The organism is Enhygromyxa salina (assembly GCF_000737335.2).
Classification (GTDB): domain Bacteria; phylum Myxococcota_A; class Polyangia; order Nannocystales; family Nannocystaceae; genus Plesiocystis; species Plesiocystis salina_C.
The window spans coordinates 1-24,127 of record NZ_JMCC02000085.1 but is presented as its reverse complement, the minus strand read 5'-3'; the positions used below and the strand labels follow the sequence as shown (position 1 = coordinate 24,127).

The 24,127-nt window shown below is 68.9% G+C and carries 15 protein-coding genes; 11 read left to right on the top strand and 4 right to left on the bottom strand.

Annotation, left to right across the window (positions count from 1 at the left end):
• Positions 1 to 108 precede the first annotated feature (108 nt).
• Genes DB30_RS28445 through DB30_RS28435 form a run of 3 tightly spaced genes read left to right on the top strand, consistent with a single transcriptional unit; the run spans position 109 to position 6,817 of the window.
• Complete coding sequence (locus DB30_RS28445) at positions 109 to 882, top strand: hypothetical protein (RefSeq protein ID WP_052554805.1); 774 nt, start codon at positions 109 to 111, stop codon at positions 880 to 882.
• Entirely contained in the window at positions 879 to 3,257 is a 2,379-nt protein-coding gene (locus tag DB30_RS28440) for an SIR2 family protein (RefSeq protein WP_052554803.1), read from the top strand. The genes DB30_RS28445 and DB30_RS28440 overlap by 4 nt, the downstream gene beginning before the upstream one ends.
• 11 nt (positions 3,258 to 3,268) lie before the next feature.
• Positions 3,269 to 6,817, top strand: a complete 3,549-nt coding sequence (locus tag DB30_RS28435) for an ATP-binding protein (protein ID WP_052554801.1) — start codon at positions 3,269 to 3,271, stop codon at positions 6,815 to 6,817.
• Between the two features lie 11 nt (positions 6,818 to 6,828).
• Here the strand turns inward: DB30_RS28435 and DB30_RS28430 are convergent, their stop codons facing one another.
• Positions 6,829 to 7,326, bottom strand: a complete 498-nt coding sequence (locus tag DB30_RS28430) for a hypothetical protein (RefSeq protein ID WP_052554799.1) — start codon at positions 7,324 to 7,326, stop codon at positions 6,829 to 6,831.
• Positions 7,327 to 7,459: 133 nt separating this feature from the next.
• Between DB30_RS28430 and DB30_RS28425 the strand changes: the two genes are divergently transcribed.
• Positions 7,460 to 7,678 (top strand): hypothetical protein, encoded by a 219-nt coding sequence (locus tag DB30_RS28425; protein ID WP_052554796.1) that lies wholly within the window; start codon positions 7,460 to 7,462, stop codon positions 7,676 to 7,678.
• A 6-nt stretch (positions 7,679 to 7,684) separates the two neighbouring features.
• On the opposite strand, the gene DB30_RS28420 is transcribed toward DB30_RS28425, so the two are convergent.
• The 3 genes from DB30_RS28420 to DB30_RS28410 are packed head-to-tail and all read right to left on the bottom strand — an operon-like array spanning position 7,685 to position 11,834.
• Entirely contained in the window at positions 7,685 to 9,022 is a 1,338-nt protein-coding gene (locus DB30_RS28420) for a WGR domain-containing protein (RefSeq protein WP_052554794.1), read from the bottom strand.
• A gap of 32 nt (positions 9,023 to 9,054) precedes the next feature.
• Positions 9,055 to 10,419: a sigma-54-dependent transcriptional regulator gene (locus DB30_RS28415; RefSeq protein ID WP_052554791.1), complete on the bottom strand. Its 1,365-nt coding sequence runs from the start codon at positions 10,417 to 10,419 to the stop codon at positions 9,055 to 9,057.
• On the bottom strand, positions 10,416 to 11,834 hold the full coding sequence (locus tag DB30_RS28410; RefSeq protein WP_146660983.1) for a sensor histidine kinase: 1,419 nt from the start codon (positions 11,832 to 11,834) through the stop codon (positions 10,416 to 10,418). The genes DB30_RS28415 and DB30_RS28410 overlap by 4 nt, the downstream gene beginning before the upstream one ends.
• Before the next feature lie 516 nt (positions 11,835 to 12,350).
• Between DB30_RS28410 and DB30_RS28405 the strand changes: the two genes are divergently transcribed.
• From DB30_RS28405 to DB30_RS43440, 7 genes are all read left to right on the top strand, one after another.
• Positions 12,351 to 12,875 carry a hypothetical protein gene (locus tag DB30_RS28405; protein WP_052554787.1) on the top strand — a complete coding sequence of 175 codons (525 nt, stop codon included), beginning with the start codon at positions 12,351 to 12,353 and terminating at the stop codon, positions 12,873 to 12,875.
• Between the two features lie 361 nt (positions 12,876 to 13,236).
• Entirely contained in the window at positions 13,237 to 14,682 is a 1,446-nt protein-coding gene (locus DB30_RS28400; RefSeq protein ID WP_052554784.1) for an MBOAT family O-acyltransferase, read from the top strand.
• Between the two features lie 15 nt (positions 14,683 to 14,697).
• Positions 14,698 to 18,288 carry an NHL repeat-containing protein gene (locus DB30_RS28395; RefSeq protein ID WP_052554782.1) on the top strand — a complete coding sequence of 1,197 codons (3,591 nt, stop codon included), beginning with the start codon at positions 14,698 to 14,700 and terminating at the stop codon, positions 18,286 to 18,288.
• Between the two features lie 45 nt (positions 18,289 to 18,333).
• Positions 18,334 to 19,728: a WGR domain-containing protein gene (locus DB30_RS28390; RefSeq protein WP_052554780.1), complete on the top strand. Its 1,395-nt coding sequence runs from the start codon at positions 18,334 to 18,336 to the stop codon at positions 19,726 to 19,728.
• Entirely contained in the window at positions 19,721 to 20,890 is a 1,170-nt protein-coding gene (locus tag DB30_RS28385) for an STM4014 family protein (RefSeq protein ID WP_240480350.1), read from the top strand. The genes DB30_RS28390 and DB30_RS28385 overlap by 8 nt, the downstream gene beginning before the upstream one ends.
• Before the next feature lie 42 nt (positions 20,891 to 20,932).
• On the top strand, positions 20,933 to 22,144 hold the full coding sequence (locus DB30_RS28380) for a hypothetical protein (protein ID WP_146660981.1): 1,212 nt from the start codon (positions 20,933 to 20,935) through the stop codon (positions 22,142 to 22,144).
• Between the two features lie 498 nt (positions 22,145 to 22,642).
• Complete coding sequence (locus DB30_RS43440) at positions 22,643 to 23,587, top strand: glycosyltransferase (RefSeq protein WP_477181447.1); 945 nt, start codon at positions 22,643 to 22,645, stop codon at positions 23,585 to 23,587.
• The last annotated feature ends 540 nt before the right edge of the window (positions 23,588 to 24,127 follow it).

Sequence of the window (24,127 nt, the reverse complement as noted above, 5' to 3'; positions counted from 1 at the left end):
TCGAACAGGCCGATCTGTCTGCCCTCACGCTCGATCCAGACTCTCATGTTCACGCCCCGAAACATCGAACGCCCGGGCGGCGCCGCGATTCGGTAGGATGGCCGCAACGTGCACGCGAAGGACGACAGCGGATCCGCGCTGGTGCTGGTGGTGGGCAAGCCGAGCGACGCGGTCGCGGCCAGCGTCGCGGCGCGGCTGCGAGGGTCGTTCGAGACCGTGAGCGTCGCGGTCGAGTCGGTGGCCGAGCTGCGCGAGACCGTCGAGCACTACCGCGATCGGCTCGGGGATCGCCTGGGGGCGCTTGTCGTCGGCGCGGCCGATGCGACGGCGGCGTCAACTCTGGTCTGGGACCTCGATCGCGGCATGCGTTGGCTCAGCGAGCGGACCCTGGTGGTCGTTGACGCCCTCGCCACGCTCGACGAGGTGCCCGCGCGGCTGCTCGAGGCCCTGCCGTATCGGGCCGTCAGCGAGGGGGCGCTCGACGACCTCGCCGAGCTCGTGGAGCTGTTGGTCGATCGGCGGCCCAAGCTCGACGTGCTCGCTAGCTTGGTCCGCACCGCCGTCGAGCGTCGCAACATCGACTCGGTGCCGCCGCTGCTGGGTGACTGGACCAGCGCTGACACGCTCGCGCCCGAGCGCCTGGTGCTCGCCCATGACGGCGACGGGGGCCGCCGACCCAACCCGCTGTGGGCCCAGTGGTCGGCCCAGCGCGACGCCGCGGCGATCGATCGGCTCGGGGCGCGGGTCGACGCGCACGAGCGGTGGCTGGCCCGCGCCAACAGCAAGGTCTGGCGGGCGCTGCCCCAGCCTGCGCCTGTGGATGCGCCATCCCAGTCGGTCCAGGAGGTCGTGCCCCAAAAGAAGCACGGACGCCGCAAATGACCCGCCCGACCAGCTTCGATCTCTCCAAGCTCGAGAACCTGGCCGAGCGCATCTACCACGGCCAGGTCGTGTTCTTCGTGGGCGCCGGGTTCTCGCTCGACAGCGAAGGGCTCAGCGGCCAGCGCTTGCTGCTGCGCCTGCTCGCGCGCTTCGACGCGATCAGCTCCTCGATGATCGAGCGCCGCGAGCAGCTGGCCCCGGCCGTGGTCGCCAAGGCCAAGCGCCTGCGCGAGGTCCTGCGCGAGACCTTCTGGCTGGGCCAAGAGGGCAGGGACCCGCTGACCACGGTCGCCCACGCGAAGATCCTCGAGCAGGACTACTACCGGCCCAACGAGTGGATGTGCGAGGCGTTCGGGACCTTGGTCGACGCCTGCTCCGACGTTGGCTTGGGCCAAGAGTTCTGGGTCGCGGTCCACGAGCGCGAGACCGAGCTGCTCGAGTGCAACCCGATCTGGGGCCGGGTCGAGCGGGTCTCGCCGATCGAGCCCGGCCTGCTCGTTGGCGCGGCGTGGGGCCCGAGCGAGCGCGGCAAGGCGCTGTTCCTGGACACGCTGGGGTTCGCGGATCCCCAGGTCATGGCGGGCCGCCCCCACGCGCGCGAGATCGAGGCGGTCGAGCAAAGCTACGCCGATCGCCTGCGCCCGCGGCATCACATCATCGCTCGCTGGGCCCGGGAGGGCCTGTGCCGCACGCTGCTGACCACCAACTACGACATGCTGCTCGAGGGCGCCTATCGCCTGTCGGGGTTTGCGTGTCGGCTGTGCGACGTGCCGGGCGAAGATCCCGAGCCGCCGCCGCTGCTGACGGAGCTGTCGCACTTCGCTCGGATCGGGCAGGCCGCGGACTTCTTTCGGTTTGGGCACACCCACCGCTCGGCCCTGGTCGCCAAGATCCACGGCTGCGCCGAGTGCTACCGGTGGGCGCGGACCCGGGTCGTCGAGGCGATCGAGGCCGGGGACGACGTCGAGCTGGCCGCGGCCCGCCAGGCCTTCGCGAGCTATCTGCCCTCGATCGTGTTCACGTTCCGCGAGATCCAAAACTGGCGCGAGGACGCGTGGTCCCGCGATCTGTTGGCCAACCTGCTGCGGACCCGATCGATCGTGTTTTGTGGCTACAGCATCCGCGACCGGGTGCTCCACGACGCGTTTCGGACCGCGTTCGAGGAGATCGCCACGGTCAACGCCCGCGTCGGTGGGTTTGGCTCGACCGAGCAGGACGAGCAGCAATTGCACGCGGTCCATGGCCTGCCCCAACGAAGTCGGCGGACGGCCACCAGCCAAGGGCCCGAGCGGGGGCGGGGGCCCGACGACACCGCTGCGGGCGCGGGCGCGGCCGCCGAGGCAGCGCTGGCGCAGATCGAGGCCGAGACGACCGACAGCAGGGCCCAGCGCGCGCGGGCGTTCTTCTTGGGCGGACCGGGTGGGTTCGAGTTTGACGCGCTCGAGGTCCTGCGCGCGGCCAGCCGCGCCGAAGGTATTGGCCACCCGTCGCAGACCCACCACCCCAACTACCTGCAGTCCTACTTCGAGGGCATGTCGGGGTTTCCCCGGCTCGATCAGACCATGCGCTGGCTTTGGCACCGGACCGTGCGGATCCGCCAAGAGCAGTGCGTGGAGGTGGATCTGCGCCGGGTCGCCACCAACTTGCTGGGCCAGGGCTGCCCCGAGCGCGAGCGCTCGCGCGTGCTGGACCGGCTGCACGAGCTCACCAACGAAGAGTTCGAGCGCGCGCGGACCTGGGAGCGCGAAGGCCCGAGCGACAGCCAGTTTGATCGGGTGGTCGGGTGGACGGATCGCTTTCATCCCGCGTTGCTGCGCGAGCTGGCGATCGGTGAGGCGGTGCTGCGGCGCGACGGGCCCGGCAACTCGGTCCGCGTGGTCAACCGCCGCCAGTGGTTCTTTCCGCCGTCCGAGCACCCGCAGTGGACCGGGTGGGGGGTCGTCGTCGAGATCGCGCTGCGGCGCATGATCGCGAGCTGGCGCGGCGAGCTGGGCGACTGGGCCAAGTCGAGCCCGTGCGTGACCCCGGGGCAGTCCAAGCGTCCGGCCGTGAGCTTCTCGAGCGGCACCGAGGCGTTGCCCTCGACCCCGCGCGCGCTGGCGATCGTGCTGACTGGGTTTGACCGCCGCTCGACCCGGCCGCGGGTGCGCGGGGCGTTCGCGGGGCGGGTTCACCACTGGCGGCTGCGCGCCCAAACGATCCCGTGGTGGGCCAGCGACCAACGCCCGCTCGCGGGTACCCCGGGGGCCGTGTTGTTGTGGCGGTGGGCTGTGGCCGACGAACCCAGCCCAGCCATGCTCGACCAACTTCCGGGGCTGTTGGGGATCGACAGCCCGGTGGAGTCGGGCCAGTCACGTCCGCTGCGGGTGGCCTGAGAAGCTCGATCATGACCACGACGAACCTGCGACCACCCGAACGGCGACCCGGCTCCGAGCTCCTCGACGGCCTCGAGCAGGTCCTGGTCGAGCAATTTGGGCTGTGTTCGGCGCTCGAGCGGGCCCGGGTGCTGTTGGATCCCGCGACCCTCGAGGCCGCCCGCGCCGAGGTCCTCGCCGCCGCGAACGCCCGCAGCGTGGTCCGGGACGCCGATCACGGGACGCTGCTCGACGCGCTCGAGCAGGCCCGCGAGCGCGAGCGCGAGACCGTGCAGATCGCCGCGATGATCGACGCCTGGCACAAGCGCGAGCGCGACCCCGAGCGCGCGCTGGCCCGGCTGGCCGCCGACGTGTTCGTGGGCGCCGACTCGCTCGAGCTCGCGGGTCACCCAGGCTGGTGGGCGTCGCTTGGCCTGGGCTCGACCGCCGACCCGGTGACCTACCTGCGCCACCCCAAGCTGCGCTTTTGTGGTCACTTCGAGCCCGAGGTCGATCTACTGATCTACGACGCCAGCTTGTGCACCCTGGCGATGGTGCAGCTGGTCGACGCCGCCGAGCCGGCCGCGATCCGGGCCCAGGTCAGCCGTCACGTCGACCGCGCGACCTACCTGCGCCACCTGTTGCTGACCGCCCGCGAGCAGCACCCCGATCGGGATCAGCACATCATCAGCGTCGAGCTGGTGTTGGTCTATGCGGAGGTCGATTGGGACGGCGACGGGCAGGTCGACCTGTTGTTCGAGATCAGCGAGATCCTGCGTGACCTGGCCCTGCAGACCGACTGCCTGCACGCGATCGGCATCAACGTGCTCGCGGCTCACGAGGCCCAGTTTTCACCGCAGCAGCTGCGCCGCGCGTTCTCTTGGCTGCTGCGCGACTCCAGGAACTGGTTCACCGGGCTCGAGCAGCAGCGCGAGGACGAGGGCGCGTCCACGCCCAGCTCCGACGTCGCTGGGTTTGGGCGGCTGCGCTCGATCGAGCTCGACGAATATCGGCTGCCGGGACGCAGGACCCTGGCGCTCAACCAAGGCGCGCGCCTGCACCTTCTGCACGGGCACAACGGCTCGGGCAAGTCGTCGCTGGTCGAGGCGCTCGAGCTGATGATCACCGGCTCGATCGAGCGGCTGTCGGGGGTTGAAAATTACGATCAGGTGGTCCGCAACCGCTGGGCGGCCACGCCCGCACGGATCGTGCTGCACGGCAGCGAAGCCGCGCCGCTGACCCTCGAGCTGCGCGGCCGCGGTCGGCCGGCGCACCCGCTCGCGCCCGGGAGCCGGGCGGCCTCGTTTCGACTCGATCAGACCGTCATGGACCGGCTCGCGCGGGCCAGCGACGTCGATCGAGCCGCCGAGCTGCTCGCTGCGTTCTTCGCCGACGAGGTCGCGGTGCGCGAGCGTTGGCGGCACGCGATGGACGAGGCCGAGGCGGCGCTCGCCCGCTTGCCCACGCGGGTGCGGACCTGGCTCGAGCGTCACCGTCGTGAGCGGCAGGACCTGCACGAGGTCGTCGTCGAGCGGCTTGGGGCGCTGGCCGAGGACCGCCTCGACGCGGAGCTGGTCGACGCTGTGTTGCCGATCCCGCGCGCGCAGCTGCGGCCGCTGCTCGGCCAGCTCGACGCGCTTGGGCAGCTCGACGCCGCGCTCGCGGACCAGGGCTACGTCGCCGCCAACGCGCCGCTGTGGGACGCGCTCGAGCTGGCGTTCGCGCAGCTCGCAGCCGAGCTGCCCCAGCGCGTCCGCGGGGTCGAGTCGGTGCTGCGGACGCTCGCGCGGGTTGGAAGGTGGTGGCAGGCGGGCGAGGACGCGGGCTTCGACAGCGAGGCCGCCTACGCGGAGGCGCTCGACGAGTGGCTGGAGCTCGCAGCCCTGATCGACATCGCCGAGCAGCAGCGGCGGATCGTCGTCACGCTGCAGCAGGCCCGCGCGCAGGGCTGGAGCCCGAGTCGGCTCGACGAGGCCGGGACCGCAGCGGGGCTGCTGCGCGAGCTCGCCAACGTCGAGCCGATGGTCCTGCGCGACCTCGACGACGCGCGCGGACACTGGGCCAAGCGGCGCGAGCAGATCGGCCGGGCGCTGCGACGCAGCGCGGACCAGGGCAAGCCGGACGAGAATGAGACGCCGCTCGCCGCCGCGCGGGTCCGGCTCGACGACGAGGAGGTCGCGGAGCTCGATCGCTTCGGGGCCTGGTGGGATCCGGCCGAGCGCGGACCGGGGCTCGGGGCGCGGATCCGTGGGGCGATCGAGCGCGGCGAGACCCACTCGTTTGCGACCGCGATGATCGGCGCGCAGTCATGGGTCACGCCGATCCAAGCCGCCGCGTCCAACATGCTCGAGCCGCTGCGAGAGCTGCGGGACGCGTGGTCCTCCCTGCGTCGTCAGCAACAGCTCGAGCAGCGACGCGGCGCCGAGCCGCACGAGTTCGGTCCCGACGAGGACCAGGATGTGGCATCGGGCGTCGAGGAGGAGGCCGCGGACGAAGCTTGGGATCGCGCGCCGATCCAAAAACAGGTCCAGAGCGAGGCGCGGGTCGTCGACGACGCCGAAGATCTGTTCTTGGGCCTCGGTGATCTCGATGATGATGATGAGGAGGAGGAGCTGCGTCCCGATGTCCGGACCCGAGGGAGCGCGCAATCGAACGCCGTGATCCCCCCAGCGAGTCCGCCCGCGGCCCGGCGTCAGCCAGTGGCGCGCGGTCCTGCACCGAGTGCTGCCCCGTCCCCACCGAGTGCTGCCCCGTCCCAGGCGGCCCCGGAGCCCGCCCGGCCCGAGCCGTTGCGACAGCCGTCACCAGAGCTGTCGCGACAGCCGTCACCAGAGCTGTCACCAGAGCTGTCGCGACAGCCGTCTGCGGGGCCGTCACCCAGCGCCGCGCCGCGAGAGGTCCAGCTCGGGCTGCTGACCCTGATCGAGCGGCTGCGCCAAGTCCACGAGATCAGCACGCGCGCGCACACGGTTGGCATCGAGGTCCAGGACAGCTTCGTCGCGCGGCTCTCGGCCAAAGATCAGCGCGCGCTCAGCCTGATCGACGCGCTCAACGAGCTGCTCGCGTTGTTCACGCCCGCGCGCTGGGCCTACGAGGACGTCACGCTCCGCTACGCCGAGACCGGGGACGTCTCGCGCCTGCAGTTCGAGACGGGTGAGCTGCGCGGCGGCCGGGATCCCGAGGCGCGGGCACGCGCGGATCTGCGCCTGAACACCGCCCAGCTCAATGCCTTCACGCTCGCGCTGTTCTTGTTGTGTGCACCGCGTGTCGACAATCCGATCGGGCTGCTGGTGCTCGACGATCCCCTTCAAAACATGGATGAGCTCACGGTCACGACCCTCGCGCGCGGCCTCGCCAAGCTCCTGCGGGTGCTCCCGCGCCGCTGGTCGCTCATGATGTTGTTCCACGGAGAGGGCGACCTCGCTCGCTTTCACGATGAGGTTGAGTGTGGCGTGTACTTCTTGCCGTGGCTGAGCCCGACCGCGCGCGGCCGCCAGCTCGAGATTGGCTGTGAGGACGAAGACAGTCGCCTGGGCCTGATCAGCCAGCGGATTGAGGGCTTGGTCACGCTGCGCCCCTGAGCGGCAAACATCTACTTCGGCATGAAGTCGCGGTCGAGGATGGTCTTTCGACCGTCGGCCTTGGCCCGATCGATCGCCCGATCGGCCCAGTCGCGCAGCTTGTCCGAGAGCACCTCGATCACCGCATCGGAGGTGTTGCAGCCGCCCGCTGCGCGAACGTACTCCTTGAACGCCTTGCTGATCACCAGCGCGTCACGGGGCAAGCTTGGGTCCCGCCGCTGAACGGGTGCAATCCGCCGTTTGCCTTGCTTTCGCTCGACTTGGGGGCCGGGCTTGGCGATCGGATCACCGTCGCGGGCCGGAGCGGTCAGCTCTTCTGCGCTCGCCTCTCGGTGTCGCGCGATCGGCAAGTGGGCGTCCCAGCACTCCATGCTGCAGAACACCATGCCCGTGCGCGCGCGGTTGCAGGTCGAGACGCTACAGACCAGGTAGGTCGAGCCGTAGGCGATCGGCTTCTTGCAGCGGCTGCAATTTCGCCATGGCGAGGAGGGCGAGGACGGCGGGGCCATGCCGCAATGCTAAGCCAAGTTTGCCCGCCGTGTTGATCTTCGGTGCACGCGCCGATCGTCTGATCAGGGCGCAGGTGATCGGGGTTGCACGCTAGCGAGAATCGACGCAATCTGTTTCGAGTTTGGGACAGCCATGGTGATCGGACGCAAGACAGCCAAGCCGAGGTTCCTCAGCTCGCCAACCTTCGACGAGGTTGTATGTGGCCACGGCGAGTCCACGCAGCGCTTCTCGTTCCGCGAGTTTTGCGAGCTGCCGCTCTCGCACCGGGTCGAGCTGCTGCTCAAGCAACCTCGCTACTTTCGCAACGGGCAGCTGATCAACGGCTCGGACGCGATGTCGTTCCACGGCTGAGCGCCGTCACTCGCCGACGCTCGTGTAGTAGTAGTCGGTGCCGTCATAGCTCTCGGGCGTGTCCTGACGACCCAACTTGACGATCCCATCCAACGCCGCGTGGAGCTGGGCACGCTGTGGCCCCGGAATGTAGTTGTTGGATAGATTGAGCGACTTGAGGTGCTTGAACGCCTGGGCGTGATCGATGATCGCCTGGGCCCCCGCGCCGCGCATGGTGCCCATTGATAGGTCGACGCTGTCGACCTGCGCCAGCAGCTTTGACTTGGCCAGCTCGACCGCGATCTCATCTTGCATCTCGGAGTTTTGCAGACCGAGGTGCTTGAGCTTGGGCAAGGTCTTGGTCGAGAACAGCGGGCGCAGGGCCGCGATGTTGGTGGTGCCGCCGTAGTCGGTCCGGCCAAACCACACCTCGATGTGGACGAGCTCGGGCAGCTTGGCGTTGGCCAGGCTCACGACCGACGCCTCGGGCAGCCCGCCCGACTCGATCTCGAGCCGCGCGAGGGTGGGGTGCTCGAGCTTGCCAAGCTCGATCCCCGCGCCGCGCAGCCGCAGCGTGCGGAGCTTGGGGGCCTTGGCATACAGGCCGCTCACGTCGCCGTGATCCACCCATGAGACTTCTTGTTCGTCCGCGCTGAAGTCACCAATGAACACGGTGTCGAGGTGCGGGTGAACGATGCCGGCCGCGATCGCCTGGTGCGCGTCCCTGAGGCCGCCGCCGTCGAAGTCGGTGAGCCCGACGGTGAGTTGTTCGAGGTGCTCGCTGGCGGGGGAGGCCATCACCGCAGCGAGCACTTCTGCCGCGTTGGGACCGTCGAACCCGTACTCGGGCACGCCCACGACGGCGCGCTTGATGTAGCCGTGCTCCCAGGTCAGACGGGCGATCTTTTCAAACCCGTCCTCTTGCATGAGCGCGTGCAGCTGATCGCCGAAGAAGTGGGCTGCGTGGTCGCGCTCGAGCTGCTTGATCTCTTTGGCCAGCTTGCGGCGCTCGGGTGACTTGGCCGCGGTCGCGGCGTGGGCGATGGCCAGGGCGATTCGCTGACCCCAGGGATCGCCGGCGGCCAGCAGCTTGTCGGCCAGCACTGCGAACTCTTGGCTCTCGTCGGCGGCGTCTTGCTTGGGCGCGGGCGCGGGCGCCGAGCCGACCTCGGCGTAGCCCTTGCGGACCTTCTCTTGGATCTTCTTCTCGGCTGCGGCTGCGGCCTTGTCGGGGCTGGCGAAGCTCTTGGTCTGGGTCTGACCGTCGGTCCCCACTTTTCCGTAGCGGGCCGTGAAGGTGGCGCCGTCAACCTCGATCTCCCAGAACTTGTAGGACCGACTATCTTTGAACTCGAACCGGCGCACGGCGGTATTTTGAAGGGCGCGCCGGAGCCGGGTCAAGCCCCAGACTCGTAGCGCTTGAGCTTGTCGTAGAGCGTGCGCAGGCCGATGCCGAGGGCGTCGGCGGCCTTGCGGCGGTTGCCGTCGTGGTGCTCGAGGGCGGCGAGGATCGCCTGCTGCTCGAGCTCCGCGAGGGTCTGCAGGTGGCCGTTGGCGTGACCCGTGGGCGTGGGCGTGGGCGCGCTGGTGTAGGCGGACTTGGGCCGGCCCGGCAGCGCGAACAGGACGTCGCCGCCAAGCGCATCACCGTCGGCCAGGATCGCCGCGCGCTCGAGCGTGTTGGCCAGCTCGCGCACGTTGCCCGGCCAGCTCGCGGCCTCGAGCGCCTCGCGGGCATCGTCGGCCAGGCGCAGGTGGGGGCGACCCAGCTCGACCCCGATCCGCTGCAGCAGCCGGTTGGCGAGGGGCACGATGTCCTGCCGACGGTCCCGGAGCGCGGGCATGTGCACGGGAAACAGCGCGAGCCGATGATAGAGGTCGGCCCGGAACCGACCGGCTGCGATCATGGCCTCGAGATCGCAGTTGGTCGCGGCGATCCAGCGGACCTCGGCGCGGATGGTTTGGTTGCCGCCGACCCGCTCGAACTCTCGCTCTTGCAGCACGCGCAGCAGCTTGGCTTGGAGGTCCAGATCGAGCTCGCCGACCTCGTCGAGGAAGAAGCTGCCGCCCGCCGCGAGCTCGATGCGGCCGCGTCGACGCGCGCTGGCGCCCGTGAACGCGCCCTTCTCGTGGCCAAACAGCTCGCTCTCGAGCAGGTTGGCCGACAGCGCCGCGCAGTTGACCGCGATGAAGGGCCCGTCGGCGCGGCGGCTCCACGCGTGCACGGCTCGGGCCGCGACCTCCTTGCCGGTCCCGCTCTCGCCGTTGAGCAGCACGGTGGCGTCGGTCACCGCGACCTTGCGCAGGGCCGCGACGACCGGCTCCATGATCGGCGCCCCATAGCCGAGCGGGTCGGCGTTGGGCCGCTCGCGGGTGGCCTCGCGCAGGCTCTCGAGTTGCTGGCGCTCGAGCGCGCGGGCGACCAGCAGCCGCAGCTGCGTCGGGCTGTCGAGCGGCTTTTGCAGGAAGTCGAAGATCCCGAGCTTCATGGCCTCGACCGCGTCCGCGACCGAGCCGTGGGCCGACAGCACGATCACGCCAAGCTCGGGCTGCTCGGCGCGGATCCGCCGAACCAACTCCATGCCGCCGAGCCGCGGCATCTTGAGATCTGTCAGCAGCAGCTGGTAGGCGGCGGCCTCGAGCATGGTCAGCGCCGCCGCCCCGTCGCTGGCCTGGTCGACCTCGTAGCCCTGATCCTCGAGGACCTCGGCCATGAACTCGCGCACCCCATCCTCGTCATCGACGACCAAGATCCTGCTCATGTTGACTCCTGACTGATCGACACGGTGAACACTGCTCCGCCACCGGGGTTGTCGGTGACCGTGATCTCGCCGGCGTGAAGCTCGACGATCCGGCGGGCGACCGCGAGCCCAAGCCCGGTCCCGCGCGTGCGGGTGGTGTGGAAGGGCGCGAAGATCTGCTCGCGCTCGGCTGGCGGGACGCCGGGGCCGCGATCCCGAACCTGGAATTCGAGGGTGCGATCGCGCTGGGTGACCTCGACCTCGACCGTTTGATCGGGCGCGGCCTGCAGCGCGTTGTCGATCAAGTTGGCCAGCACCTGCTGCATGCGCGGCCCGTCGAGCGACCAGGCGCGCGGGGCCGACGAGGTCACGATCTGGACGCGCTCGCGGTCGAGATCGAGCGCCGCGGACTCGACGATCGCAACGGGGGAGGTCATCTCGCGCACGATCTCGCCCACGCGCACGAACGCGAGCAGACCGTGGGTCAGATCCTCGAGCCGCCGCGCCTCGGTCACCACCCGATCGGCCTTGAGCTTGGCCCGGGCGTGCCCGGAGGAGGCTTCTAGCTGCTCGACCAGCAGCTGCGCGTGACCCTTGAGCGAGGCCAGCGGGTTGCGCAGCTCGTGGGCGAGCACGGCCGACATCTCGCCGAGCGCCGCGAGCTGCCGCTGCGCCGCGAGCCGCTGCTCGGTCTGTTCGGCCTGGTGGGACAGCCGCCAGAACACCAGCGAGGCCAGCAGCATCAACGCGGCGCCGGTGATCGCCACGCCCAGCTCGCGCCGGGCCCGGGTCAGCAGCTGGGTCCGCATGATCGGCTCGAACTCGAGGATCAGGTGACCGGGCGGACCTATTGGGGGACCGTGGCCTGGCGGCGGGCCGGCGTGACCTGGCCGCGGACCGGCGTGACCGGGCGGGCGTGGGTGTCCGGGTGGGGGACCGTTTGGGCCGATGCGATCCGGGCGACCATTTGGGCCGGGGTGATCCGGGCGACCCGGCGCGAGCGGCACGACCACGACCACGACCTCGCGCATCTCGACGATCTCGTCGTGGGCGAGGCCCCGCAGCTGCGCGTCGCTGATCGCGTGGCTGGGTTCGCCGATCTGGGGCCCGGAGCCGTCGGGGTAGCGGACCGCGACGTAGCGGATCCCCAGCTCGAGCTGCTCGAGCTGCTCGAGCTTGGCGACGGCGGCCTCGAGCTCGGCCTGGGTGGGTCCACTCTTCCAGCCGTGTTGGATGTCGGCGAGCCCGCTGCGGATCACGGCAGCCTGTCCCCGGGTCACCGCCCCGGACAGCGCGCGGGCCCCGAAGAACGCGGACAGCGTCACGCTGATCAGGACCACCGCGAGGGTCAGTCCGACGACCAAGAAGCCCACGCGAACTCGCTGAGAGGGCCGGGCACGCCGCGGGGTCGTGGTCTCGAACAACGGTGGTGCCATCTTATCTCAGTTGCTTTCAGCTCGGGCGGAGGCTTCTCGCCCGCTTGCGGACGCCTTCGTAGACTGGTTCACCGTGGGCAGCGAACCGCCTCGGCTCGCGCAGTCCGCCTGGCATCCGTCCCCGAAAGCAAGTCGCGTACCACGGCCGAACCCGTCGGAACGCGCCGGTCTTGACCTGGGCGGATGCGAGCCTCGCAGTCCACTGCCAAGTCCGCACGCCCGCGCGCGTCCGAGTGCCGCGACGCGTCCGGCTTGCCAACAGGTAATGGGTATATTTGCCGAAGTGTGCGCATAAATCACGCGAAGACCCGTGCGCGCGCAGGGGGGACTCCCGGCAAACTCCCGGCCAGTTGGGTGCTGTGGACGGGGCCAGGCCATCTGCAGGGAATCTCGCGACCGCCGCCAGCCCGCGTAGGCCCCACCCACGCACCGCTTGCCGCTTGCCGGCTGTGCGAATGGGGTCAGTGTGTGAACTCCAACTGTCTAACTCCTGCTCTGTAGACAGAAAGCCGAATCATGTCGACACCCAAAGCGCCACTGAAGCACATTGCCAAGGTCCTCGCCGAGATCGAGGTGGTCCGCGCCGACGCTGCGCGCAGGCAGCTGAACTTCACCGCGGTCGACGAAGACGCGCTGGTCCGCAAATTCGCCCGGGTCAACTCGCCCATGCTCATCTTTCAGGCATGGACCGGCTCGATCTCGCCGGGCGGGACGATCAGCTACACCTTCGGCGTGCACAACCCCGACAGCACCGCGGCGACCTGGCTGTATGGCTACGCCTTCGTCGGTCCTGCGAACTTCGTGACCAGCGTTGGTGAGGCCGTGGGCGCCCGTGATCGGCGCTTCGCCAACCCCAGCGCGCCCAGCTTTCCAGGCCAGCAGGTCGCGCCGCTCGCGACCGCGAACTTGAAGGTCTCGATGCCGGTTCCCGTGAGCATCGAGAAGACCACTTATCAGGGCAACACCGTGCTCTTCCAGGCTGACTGGCATGACGTTGGGCAATACCTCGACCGGGGCTTTTGGACTTTCGACGTAGTTTGATCTTGCGCTTGATCTGAACAGAATTGCCGCGCCCGGCTGCGCTGCGCTTCGCGATCAATGGGCCCCCGTGCCCGAGCGCGGAGCTCAGCGAGGCACGGGCGCGGCTGCGAGTTTCGCCAGCGCGACGCTCGGGCGCGCCGTTGGGGTCGCACCGAGCCGTCGCTGGGGCTGCGTTGCCGGGCTCCGAGGGCCGCGACGCTCGCGCGTTTTGGTGCTGGCCGGCCGCGACGCCGCGGCTCGCACGTGGCCGAGCCGCGGGCCCGCAGGCGGTCTGGAAGCGCCGACGATCGCCTGATAAGGTCCGCCGCGCGGACCTTCGTGGGTCGCAGCACCTGGTCCTGGACGCGACCCAAGGCAAGCCGTGGAGTTCAACTCGCTCGAGTACCTGCTGTTGCTGCTCGTTGCGAGCTTGCTGTTCTTTGGGGCTGGCTACCGGGCGCGCCTGATCATCTTGATCGCCGCCAGCCTGGTCTTCTATGCGGCCTGGAACGTGCCGCTGGTCAGCCTGATCGTGATCTCCGCGGTCATCGACTACACGGCTGGGCGCCTGCTCGGGCGCGACGACGGCGGCGACGGCGAAGATCGGTCGCGCCGCCGCAAGCTGATCTTGGCGGTCAGCCTGGCGGTCAACCTTGGGCTGCTCGGCTACTTCAAGTACGCCAACTTCTTCCTCGAGAACCTCCACGAGCTGTTTGGGCTTGGCGACGAGGGGACCTGGCTCGACGTGGTGCTGCCCCCGGGGATCAGCTTCTACACGTTCCAGACCATGTCCTACACGATCGACGTCTACCGCCGGAAACTCCGGCCAACGACCTCGTTCCTGCGCTTCTTCTTGTACGTCAGCTTCTTCCCGCAGCTGATCGCCGGGCCGATCGAGCGCGCCGGGCACCTGCTGGTTCAGTTCGATCAAGCCGCGACCCGCCCGTTTCGGGTCCAGAACCTGGTGAGCGGCGGCCAGATGATCGTCTGGGGTGTGTTCAAGAAGGCCGTGATCGCCGATCACTGCGGGCTGCTGTGTGACCAGATCTACCAGAACCCCGGGGCCTACGACGGCTGGAGCGCGCTGATCGCCACCTACGCGTTCACCTTGCAGATCTACTGCGACTTCTCGGCCTACAGCGAGATCGCCAGGGGCTCGGCGCGGATCTTTGGCGTCGACTTGATGGTCAACTTCGACCAGCCCTACCTGACGACCAACATTGGCGCGTTCTGGCGGCGCTGGCACATCTCGCTGTCAAACTGGTTTCGCGACTACGTCTACATTCCGCTGGGTGGCAACAAGCTGGGCAAGCGGCGCACCCTCGTCAACCTGACGGTCACGATGTTCCTGTCTGGGCTGTGGCACGGGGCGGCCTGGACCTTCGTGGTCTGGGGGCTGTTTCATGGCGTGCTGCTGCTGATCAACGCCCAGCTTGGTGACCGCTTCGCCAAGCTGCTGCCGACCGGGCGCGCCGCGTGGGTGGGCACACTCATCGCCTGGTTCGTCAATTTTCACCTGGTCGTGATCGGGTGGATCTTGTTTCGCGCCGCCGACATGCGGCAGTTTGGCGAGATCACCCTGGGGATCGGCAAGGACCTCGCGCTGGCCGTGGTCGGGTTCGGCCACGGTCCCAGCGCCGAGCAGGCGCTGTTCATCCTGTTCACCTTTGGGTTCGTGCTGGCCTCGTACTTCGATCGCAAGCACGCGCTGATCGAGCGGGTCTGGAGCTCGCCGACCGCGGCCTCGGTGTTCGCCAGCGCGCTGATCGTCGCGACCTTGCTGCTGGGCCTGTCCGAGGGTCCTGCGTTCATCTACTTCCAGTTTTAGGGCGAGCACCTGGCCATGAGCGAAGCCCCACGCAAGCGCAAGCAGACCGCCGCCGCCGTGCACTGGCGAAGCGGCGAGATCATCGACGCGAGCGACGGCGGCGGCGGGTCGAGCTCACCGTGGACGCGGATCCTCGCCGTGCTCGCGCTCGTGTGGCTGTTTGATCTGGTGCTTGGCCACGGCATGACCCCGGCCGACAACACGCCGACGCCCGAGGATCGCCGGGGGCTGCGAAGGGTGCTGCGTCGGGCCGCCGATGATCCCGGTCGCTCGGTCCTGCTGATCGGCGACTCGGTGATGGCGGGCGACGTCATGGCCGGTCGCGTGCAGGGCTGGGAGCAGCAGCGGGTGATCGACCACATGGCCGCCGAGCTGGCCCCCGAGGCCGCGCTGGGCCTGCACCAGATCGCCCTCGATGGGATGTTGCCGATCGACATCGAGCACGTCGTCGCCGAGCTCGACCGGGTGGACCCCGAAGGCCGGGTCGAGGTCGTGCTCGAGCTCAACCTGCGCTACTTCTCCGCCGCCTACGCGGAGCAGCAAGCGTGCTCGCGCGAGGTCCTGTGCGAGCTCGCGCCGATGCTCGCGCCCGGCTCGCAGGGCACCTTGGACTACGCCTGGCGCGGTCTGGCCGAGGGGGCCGGCTGGCTCGACGATGTCCTGCTCGACGGCGCGCCCGTCCACCGGCGTCGCGTCGCGCTGGGCGAGCGGCCGCGGCTCGACACCGTCTACGGGCTGGCGGTGCCCCGCGCGTCCGATCCCGCCGACGCAGGTGAGGTCGACGCCGGCCTGGTCCACGCGCAGGCCCAGGCGGCCGGCCGGGTGCTCGAGCACTACCGCTCGGCCACGGTCGCTGGCACCGGGCCGGCCAACGCCCAGGTCGCCGCGCTGCGCCGCACGCTGTCGCGCCTGCACGATCGTGGGCGTCGCTCGTTGATCTTCGTGACCCCGCTGGCCGACGGGTTCGCCGAGCAGGCGACCCCCGGACCCAAGCTCGGCGCGCTGCACAGCCAGCTCGGCGCGCTGGTCCACGATTTCGCTGATCCGCGCCTGCGCTTCGTCGATCTGGATCACCCGCTGTTCGTCGAGGATCTGTTCATCGATCACTGCCACCTGTGGCCCAGCGGCAACCGCTTGTTGGCGCTCAACCTGCTTCATGAGCTGTCGGCCCCGATGCGCAGCCGGCCGCCCGAAGCCGCGATGGTCGTCGCCGAGGACGTCGACCAGACCCTGGTCTCGCGGGTGGACCAAGGCTACGCCGAGGGGGCCGCCTGGCAGGCGCTGTTTGACGCCCCCGATGGGATCGACACCAACGACGACGGCAGCTGGATCGTCGTCGCCGACACCCAAAACCATATGCTTCGGCAGCTGCGTGGGCACATGCGGGTGGTCGAGCCGCTCGCGGGGAAGGCCGGAAAGCGCGGCGGTGTGGATGGCTCGAGCACCCGGGCGGCGCGGCTCTATCGGCCGCGGCATCCAACGATCCTCGCGGACGCGGTGGTGTTCATCGACGGGCTTCGGCGCGAGCGGGTGCGGATCGTCGACCACGCCAAGCGGGCCGACCACGGCCGGGTGCGCACCCTGACCTGGGCCGGGCCGCGCTGCACCGCCTATCGGCGGCTGCGGGCCCGCGATGGCGTGCTGTACATGTTGTGTGACGACGGGCGGCTGCTCAGCGTTGGGCTGGATGTTCAGCCGGGCGCGGACGCGACGATCACCGGTGAGGCTCGCGAACTGCTGACGCCGTTCTTGGCCCCGGCGTGGGTGCGGGGGGGGACCGTGGAGGTGGCGCCCGCCGAAGTGGCGCCCAATGGGGCGACGGCGGATGAAGTGACGGGCCCGACGCCGAGCGAGGTGACGCGCCCGACCGCACCAGCACGACAGCTCGCGCGGGCGCATCGCTTCGACGTCGCGCCCGGCGGCCGGCTGTTCTTCTCGGATCAGCACCAGCGGATCTGGGCGGCCAAGCTGACCGAGGACGGCGGCGCGCTGGCTGGCGAGCCGCAGCTCGCGTTCTCCAACACCAGCGCGTCGCTGTTGCCGTGGGAGGATCGCGAGACCTTTCCCTTCGACTTTGATCAGCTGGGGCTCGCGGCGATCACGGATCTGCGCTGGGTCGAGCGCTACGGCGGCCTGCTGATCGCCGACGAACATCCGCTCGCGCCCAAGAAGGCCGATCCCCGGATCCACCGGGAGCTGAGCGAGCGCGTGCACCTGCGCTTCTTCGATCTCGAGGCCGAGCAGATCTACCCGTGGGTCAAGCCGATCCCGCACGGCGAGGCCTACGCGCTGTGGAACGCCAGGGCCAACGCGGTCGTGTCTTATTTTCATCGTGGCAGCTACGTCGTCGCGCAGAAGAATGCCTCGCTGATCTGGGTCGAGCGCGATCGTTCGCGGCTGTTCCGGCTGTCCGACGGGCTGCTCGGGCTCATCAAGTTTGGCAATCGCAACGGCCTGTGGGCGAAGGTCGAGCTCTACGACACGATCGCCAACGTGGCCCCCGACGCGGCGCTCGCCGCATTTCGACCTGATCGCTACTTTGACGATCGCACGGAGTCCTTCGCCCGCGGCGGCCCCTACTTGGGCGTCATGGTTGGTTCGTCGCTCACGACCCTCGTCGATCGGATCGGCAACTACTCACTGGGTCGCCGGCTCGAGCTCGAGCTGCAGCGCGAGCTTGGCTACCGTGACAACCTGCGCTTCGACCTGTTTCAGCGGACCGCGCCCTCGGCCTCGCTGAAGAGCGAGGTCGGCATGGTCGACAAGCTGGTATCGGCCGGGCTTGGCTTTGACGTGATCTTCGTCGAGATCAACGATCACGGCGGACGGTTCTTGCGGGACACCCCCAAGCGCAAAGACTGGCTCGCGCAGCTGTCTCGGCTCGAGCGCTTGGCCAGCAAGTCGGGCGCGCTGGTGATCTTGTTCGACAACACCGCGCTCGACGCCGACGGCCGCGACGGCCTGCGAGCCAGCGCAGCCACCACCCACGAGCTGCTGGAAGCCGGGCGGATGCTCGGGTTCTTGGTGCTCGAGCCCTCGGATCGGATGCTGCGTGATCTGCTGGTGGAGTCGCCGTGGGGGACCCAGCCGTGGGGGCACTCCGAGCACCACGGAGCGCCCTACGCGATCGACCGCACCGCCGAGGTGCTGGCGGCGCTCAGCTACCCGCGGATCAGTCGGTTCCTCGCCGGCCGCGAGCCGGCCCGGCGTCGACCCCTCGAGCGCGGGACCAAGCGCGGCAAGCGATTGGCCGACGCGTTCGAAGGGCTCGACCTCGAGCTGGACGCCTTGCCCGCCGTCGTTCCCACCTATCTGCAGCAGACCTACGACGCGGGCCATGTCCAGGTGTTCGTCGATCTGGCCGGGTTCCCCAAGCTCGGTCGCAGCGAGGCCGAGCTCGAGCGGATCGCCGCCGCCGTCTTGATCGCCGCGCTCGACGGCGAGGCCTACGGACAGCTGGCCTCGAAGGTCACCGTCACGCTGGTCGAGTTCGACAACTATGACGAGTACGGCGAGGGGGTGCTCGAGTCGGCGACGACCCAGTGGAGCGAGGACTTCAAGGCGGCCACCCTCGCCAAATTTCTGGGCCGGGTCGCGGCGCCCTGACGCATTTGCCTGGCTTGGCGCCCGCGCTTGTGGCCTCATGGAGACATGCGCCGGTTCGAGTACAAAGACGCCAAGTCGCACAAGTTTTGGGAGATCGAGCTCGAGGGCGACGCCTTCACGGTTCGCTACGGCAAGCTCGGCACCGACGGACAGGTCCAGACCAAGACCTTCGCGTCCAGCGTCAAGGCCGAGGCCGAGGCGGAGAAGGTCATCAAGTCGAAGACGAAGAAGGGCTACGCCGAGGTTGTGGTCGACGCCAAGACCAAGGCCAGCGCCGCGGCCAAGTCCGCGCCGGCCGGCGCTCGCAACCTGGAGCTCGAGGCCGCGATCGCCGACGCGCCCGCCGACGTGGGCGCCTGGCAGGTCTACGCCGACTGGCTGCAAGCGCAGGGCGATCCGTGGGGCGAGCGGATCAGCCTTGGCCTGCAGCGCGATGCCGCCAAAGCGGCGACCAAGGCCAAGCTGAGCGATACCATCACGGCCTACGAGAGCGAGCACGCCGAGGCGCTCTACGGCAAGACCTTGGTTGCGATGATGAAGAAGGACTTCGCGCAGGTCGCCAGCGTCGAGGCACCCTACGGCCTGTTCATGTCGGCGACCGTCAAGAGCCCAGAGTACGATTGGAAAGGCACCGCGCCCAACACCGTGCTCGGGGCCCTGGTCAAGTCGCCCGCCGCTCGGCTGCTGCGCGCGCTCAACATCGGGATGCTCGACCACGACTATCCGGTGTCGCTCGCCAAGGGCATCGAGGCGATCATCAAGGTCGGCAAGCTCGAGAACCTGCGCGAGCTGTTTCTTGGTGACTTCGAGTATCCGGACGAGAACGAGATCAGCTGGGTCGCCGTTGGCAACGTCGCCAAGGTCTTGCCGGTGGTCCCGCAGCTGCGCTCGCTTCGACTGCGCGGCGGCGAGATCAAGCTGGGCGCGCTCGAGCATCCCACCCTCGAGTCGCTGACGATCGAGACCGGCGGTCTGCCGGCGAGCGCGGTCGCCAGCATCGGCAAGTGCAAGCTCCCGCAGCTGCAGCGCATGGAGGTCTGGCTTGGAACCAGCGACTACGGCGGCGACGGCCGATGCAAGCAGCTGGCGGGGTTGTTCGAGGGATCTGGGGTGCCCAAGCTCGAGCACCTGGGCCTGCAGAACAGCGAATTCCAGGACGACATCGCGGTCGCGCTGGCCAAGTCCAAGGTAATCAAACGGTTGACCAGCGTGGATCTGTCGATGGGCACGATGCGCGAACGAGGGGCGAACGCGATTGTGGACAACGCCAGCAAGTTCTCCAAGCTTCGCAGCTTGGATCTGAGCGAGAACTACATCTCCGATGAGCTGTGCGACAAGCTGCGCGGGGCCCTGGGTCGGATCGTGATGCTCGGCGAGCAGCGCGAGGCCGATGACTACGGGGATGACGAGGCGTACTACTACACCTCGGTCGGTGAGTGATTCTGATGCCCCGCTTGCGATGCAGTATTTGATCATTGGCAACCTCGACAATCGCCGCGTCACCGGATTTGTCGAGGCGCTCGCCCGTGGCGGGCACCCGGCCCCGTTGTTGCTGTCTCACCGCGAGCTGATCGCGGATCCCTCGGTGCTGGCCAGGGTGCCCGACCAGCCCTTGAGCGTGCGGATCGACGCGTGCGGCGAGGACCCGGAGGTCGAGCGCGCGCTGCTAGAGCTTGGCGCGGACGCGTTGCCCGACGCGGCCGCTTGCGAGCGACGCTCGCGGGCTCAGTTGGCCATGACGCCGCCGCGGTTTGGCCAGATCGTCGCGCCGCGTCAGCATCACGCTGGGTTCATGGCGTACCTCGAGACCCTCGAACAGGTGTTTCGTGCGCGGCCGCGGTGGCGCGTGCTCAACCCCGTCGCGGATCTGCGGGTGCTGTTCGACAAGCGCGAGACCTCGCGTCGCTACGCCGCGCTGGGGGTCCCGGTGCCCGAGGTGCTGCCGGATCTGGTTCATGTTCAGACACCCGCGCAGCTGCGTGAGGCGATGGTCTGTGCGCGCTGGCCGGCCGTGTTCGTGAAGCTCTCGTGTGCCTCGTCGGCCTCGTGTCTGGCGCTGTACCGCCACGCGCCGCGGCGGCCGGATGGGCAGCGCGATGATCTGCTGACGACCGTGGCGACGACTGAGCACGGCCGCTTCAATTCGCTGCGCTTGCAGCGGCTGCGCGAGCGCGACGAAGTGGACGGGCTGCTGCAATGGTTGTTGCGCGAGGGGGTGCAGATCGAGCGCGCCGTGGCCAAGGCCCGCCTGGATGATCGCGTGTTTGACCTGCGGGTCGTGGTGATCGCGGGCGAGCCCGCGTTTTGTGTGGTGCGACAGAGCCGGCATCCGATCACCAACTTGCACCTTGGCGGGCAGCGGGGCGACCTCGAGGCGCTGAAGCGGCAAGTGCCCGAAGCCGCCTGGGCCGCCGCGATGCGCAGCTGCGAGCAGGTGTTTGCGGCCCATGGTTGCTTGCACGTTGGAGTGGACCTGTTGCTCGAGCCGGGGTTCTCGCGGCACCGGATCATCGAGGCCAACGCGTTTGGTGACCTGTTGCCGGGGCTCACCCGCGCGGGCAAGAGCGTGTACGCGTGGGAGATCGACGCGCTCGGGCGCTGAGACTGCGGGCCGGGTGCGCTCGGGTTGGTATATGCTGTGGGGATGCGGCCGAATCCCTGGCATCTGTTGCTGACGTTGGGGCTGGTGGTTGCTTGCAACGAGGATAGAATCGAGCCGCCGGCTGCCTGCGTTGGGGAGCCGCGGGTGATCATGCTCGAGGGCGCGCAGCTGTGCGACGTCACGCCGACGGGCTTGGTGTTGCTCGCAGAGCGTGGCAGCGGGGCTCTGGTGTTGAGTCGGCTGGGTGACGATGACAGCCTCGACGAGCTGACCCGGCTGCCCAGCTTGGGTGGGCTGTGCGGGCTGGTCTCGCATCAACCAGGCGAGCCGGTGATCTGGGTGGTCTCGAGCGGGTGGTTTGGCGTTGAGCCCGATCGGCTTCACCGCGTGGATCTCGACGGGACGCTCTCATGGAGCGCGGCGCTGGAGTACGAGGGGGGGCTGATCCGGACGTACGCATTGACGACGCATGCGGGGCAGCAGTTCTTGGGTGGGCGCTTGGTCTACTACGATCAGGACGGTAAGGAGATCGACCCGCTTGGTTCGCAGCTGGTGCTGCAGAGCCGCGATGAGGATCAGGTGGCGTGGACGCAGGTCGGCTACGCGGGCGTCAGCCCCGACACCGGTGGCGCGGCCCAAAATGGGTTGTTTGGCTTGGTGTGGAGCGAGGCGGGGCTCTCGTTCATGGGCCACAAGTCTTGGCTGGACTCGGCGACCGTTTCGTTGTTTACCGTGAATGAACAAGACGGTGAGCCAACCGGGGTCGCGCTGCTCGGCAGCGATGTCTCGGCTTGGGACCGGATTGCGCTGAGCAGCGATCGGGATCAGCGGGTCTATGTTGGTGAGCGGCGCTCGAGCTACGCCGACGATCCGGCGCGCAGCATCATCAACGCCTACGTGAGCGGCCACAGCTTGCTGTGGAGCACGCCAGCCGAGTGGGCGGGCTGGTCGGAGCTGCAGGCTTCGGAGATCATGACCGTGGGCGGGCGCTTGGTCGGCGCGGTGTCAGTGGTTGACGTAACTCTTTACTTGCCAGGTGGTAGGCGAGATCGACGGGTGCACGTTGTCAGTCACTCGTTGGGTGGGGAGTTTGATTGCAGGCAGGAATTGTACGAGCTGCGGGGTTGGAGCATCGGGGAGCTGAGCTTGGCTGGGGAGGGCAGGTTGGTCTTGGGCTTGTGGTGGGAGGTGGAGCCGGGCGGCGAGCAGCGGGAGCAGGCGCTGGCGGTGTTTGATGTTGGTACTTCGCCGTGAGCGTTTGTTTGGGTCGATCGGGAGCGCTGATCCGGCTCGCGGGCACGGTTCCGCGGTGAACTGAACACGAGTGGGTGTTCGGGCGTCGCGCGAAGATCGAACGGCTCGACGTGAGCGTTTCGCCAACGCCTCACGCTGGCTGAGCCCGCTGCCGCCGCCGGTCGAGCCCGCGGCGTGGGGTTTGGCGGAGCGCTCGATGGTTCGGCCTTGGCGTGGCAGGGTCGGGGGGTGCTCACGATCCTCGAGGTCAGCAACTTCGTCGATCCGCGCGTGGACGACGAACGACAGCGCGCGGGTGCAGGGCGGGTCCGCTGGGTGAGCGTCAGGCCAGGGGCGGGGACGTGGACGCAAGCGCGTGGGCGTGAGTTCTTGATTGAGCACGTCGAGGGCCAGCGCATCGCGGGCTTGGATCAACCGGTGCTGGTGCGGCCGGCACGGTTGCGGGCGCTCGTGCAGCTGCACCGGCCTTCGGTGATCGTGTGTGGATCGCCAGCCTCGATGCCGGCGTTGGTGCAGCTGTCGGGGCTTCGCTTGGATCCGCGGCCGGCGTTGATCGGGGCTTGGCAGGCGGATGCACTGGGCGGGGCGGTGCGGCGGGAGCTCGGGCGCGTGGATGAGCGACTCGCGGCGGTTGGCGGGCGGGCGCTGGGGTGGTGGACCAAGCAGGGGTTGAGGAGCCTGGACGCGGTCGTGGTTGGAAGCCGAAGCGCGGCGCTGGACCTGTGGGGGCGGGGGGTGGATCGGATCTATGTTGCGCCGCGAGGGGTGGATCTCGAGCGCTTCTCGCCGGATCGGGCGGCGCCGGAGTCGGCCGAGGCGCTGCGGGCTGGGGGGCGAATGGTGATCTGCATCGACGCACCCGCGCGCGCGGATGTGGAGCTGTTGCCGCGATTGTATGCTGCGCTTTGCCGGGGGCTCGCTCGCGATCCGGTGGTGGTTGTGCATGCTGCGGGGAGTGAGGCGGTGGATCGCTTCGGGGGTTTGCATCCTTTGGTGCAGGTGTGTGGTTTCGCGGATGTGGAACTGCGGGCGCGGTGGTTGGCTGCTTGTGATGTCGCGGTTGTGCTGCCGGGTCGAGACGGTGGGTGGGGCGGGTGTGTGGAGGCGATGGCGAGTGGGGCGGCGGTGGTTGGGGTGGGGGACGGGGTGTTGGAGTTGGTGAGGGGGGGCGGTTGCGGTCGAGGGTTTGCGGTGGGGGAGGTGGGCCGGGTTGCGGAGGCGGTGGTTGATTTGGGGCGGTGGGGCGGGATGGTGGAGCTCGGGCGGAAGGGGCGGGGGTGGGTTGAGCGGTATGAGATTGAGGCGTGCGGGGCTCGGGAGCTTGCGTGTTATGAGGAGGTGTTGGGGGGTGTGCGGGATGGGCGCGGGGTGGCGGTGGGGGTTCATGAGCGGATGGCGCCGGGGGTGCTTGCGGATCGCGCGGGGCCTTCAAATCGCGACTGAGCCCACCCTGCGGCTTTTTGGACCTGCCCGAAGGTCCTGTCCTCTGCCCACATTTGGACCTGCCCGTGCCCACATTTGGACCTGCCCGAAGGTCCTGTCGCCAGACTGCTGCCCGCGCATTTGGACCTGCCCGCACATTTGGACCTGCCCGCACATTTGGACCTGTCGCCAGACTGCTGCCCGCGCATTTGAGCTGTCGCCAGCTGTCGCCTGCCCGCATTTGGACCTGCCCGAAGGACCTGTCGCCAGACTGCTGCCCGCGCATTTGAGCTGTCGCCAGCTAGCTGTCGCCTGCCCGAAGGACCTGACCCATTTGGACCTGCCCGAAGGTCCTGTCCTCGGGTCGCGGGGAGCGACGCCTTGTGCGCGATCTCGCATTTGGCCCTGTCCGAAGGTCCTGTACTCTGGATTTTAGGTGGGGAAGGGCTTAGTGCTTGGGATTTTTTGGAGGCAGGCGAAGAAAACCTGCAAAGCCGATCTGGTGGGGCCGACAGCCCACCCGTGGCGACTCCACCGCGACCCATCCACGCCGAGCAGACC

What these genes read in the sequence shown, in the direction of transcription:
- DB30_RS28405 (WP_052554787.1), top strand. Translation starts at nt 12,351, where the DNA reads ATGTCGACACCCAAAGCGCCACTGAAGCACATTGCCAAGGTCCTCGCC.
- DB30_RS28410 (WP_146660983.1), bottom strand. Translation starts at nt 11,834, where the DNA reads ATGGCACCACCGTTGTTCGAGACCACGACCCCGCGGCGTGCCCGGCCC.
- DB30_RS28390 (WP_052554780.1), top strand. Translation starts at nt 18,334, where the DNA reads ATGCGCCGGTTCGAGTACAAAGACGCCAAGTCGCACAAGTTTTGGGAG.
- DB30_RS28415 (WP_052554791.1), bottom strand. Translation starts at nt 10,419, where the DNA reads ATGAGCAGGATCTTGGTCGTCGATGACGAGGATGGGGTGCGCGAGTTC.
- DB30_RS28440 (WP_052554803.1), top strand. Translation starts at nt 879, where the DNA reads ATGACCCGCCCGACCAGCTTCGATCTCTCCAAGCTCGAGAACCTGGCC.
- DB30_RS28395 (WP_052554782.1), top strand. Translation starts at nt 14,698, where the DNA reads ATGAGCGAAGCCCCACGCAAGCGCAAGCAGACCGCCGCCGCCGTGCAC.
- DB30_RS28425 (WP_052554796.1), top strand. Translation starts at nt 7,460, where the DNA reads ATGGTGATCGGACGCAAGACAGCCAAGCCGAGGTTCCTCAGCTCGCCA.
- DB30_RS43440 (WP_477181447.1), top strand. Translation starts at nt 22,643, where the DNA reads ATGCCGGCGTTGGTGCAGCTGTCGGGGCTTCGCTTGGATCCGCGGCCG.
- DB30_RS28380 (WP_146660981.1), top strand. Translation starts at nt 20,933, where the DNA reads ATGCGGCCGAATCCCTGGCATCTGTTGCTGACGTTGGGGCTGGTGGTT.
- DB30_RS28430 (WP_052554799.1), bottom strand. Translation starts at nt 7,326, where the DNA reads ATGGCCCCGCCGTCCTCGCCCTCCTCGCCATGGCGAAATTGCAGCCGC.
- DB30_RS28435 (WP_052554801.1), top strand. Translation starts at nt 3,269, where the DNA reads ATGACCACGACGAACCTGCGACCACCCGAACGGCGACCCGGCTCCGAG.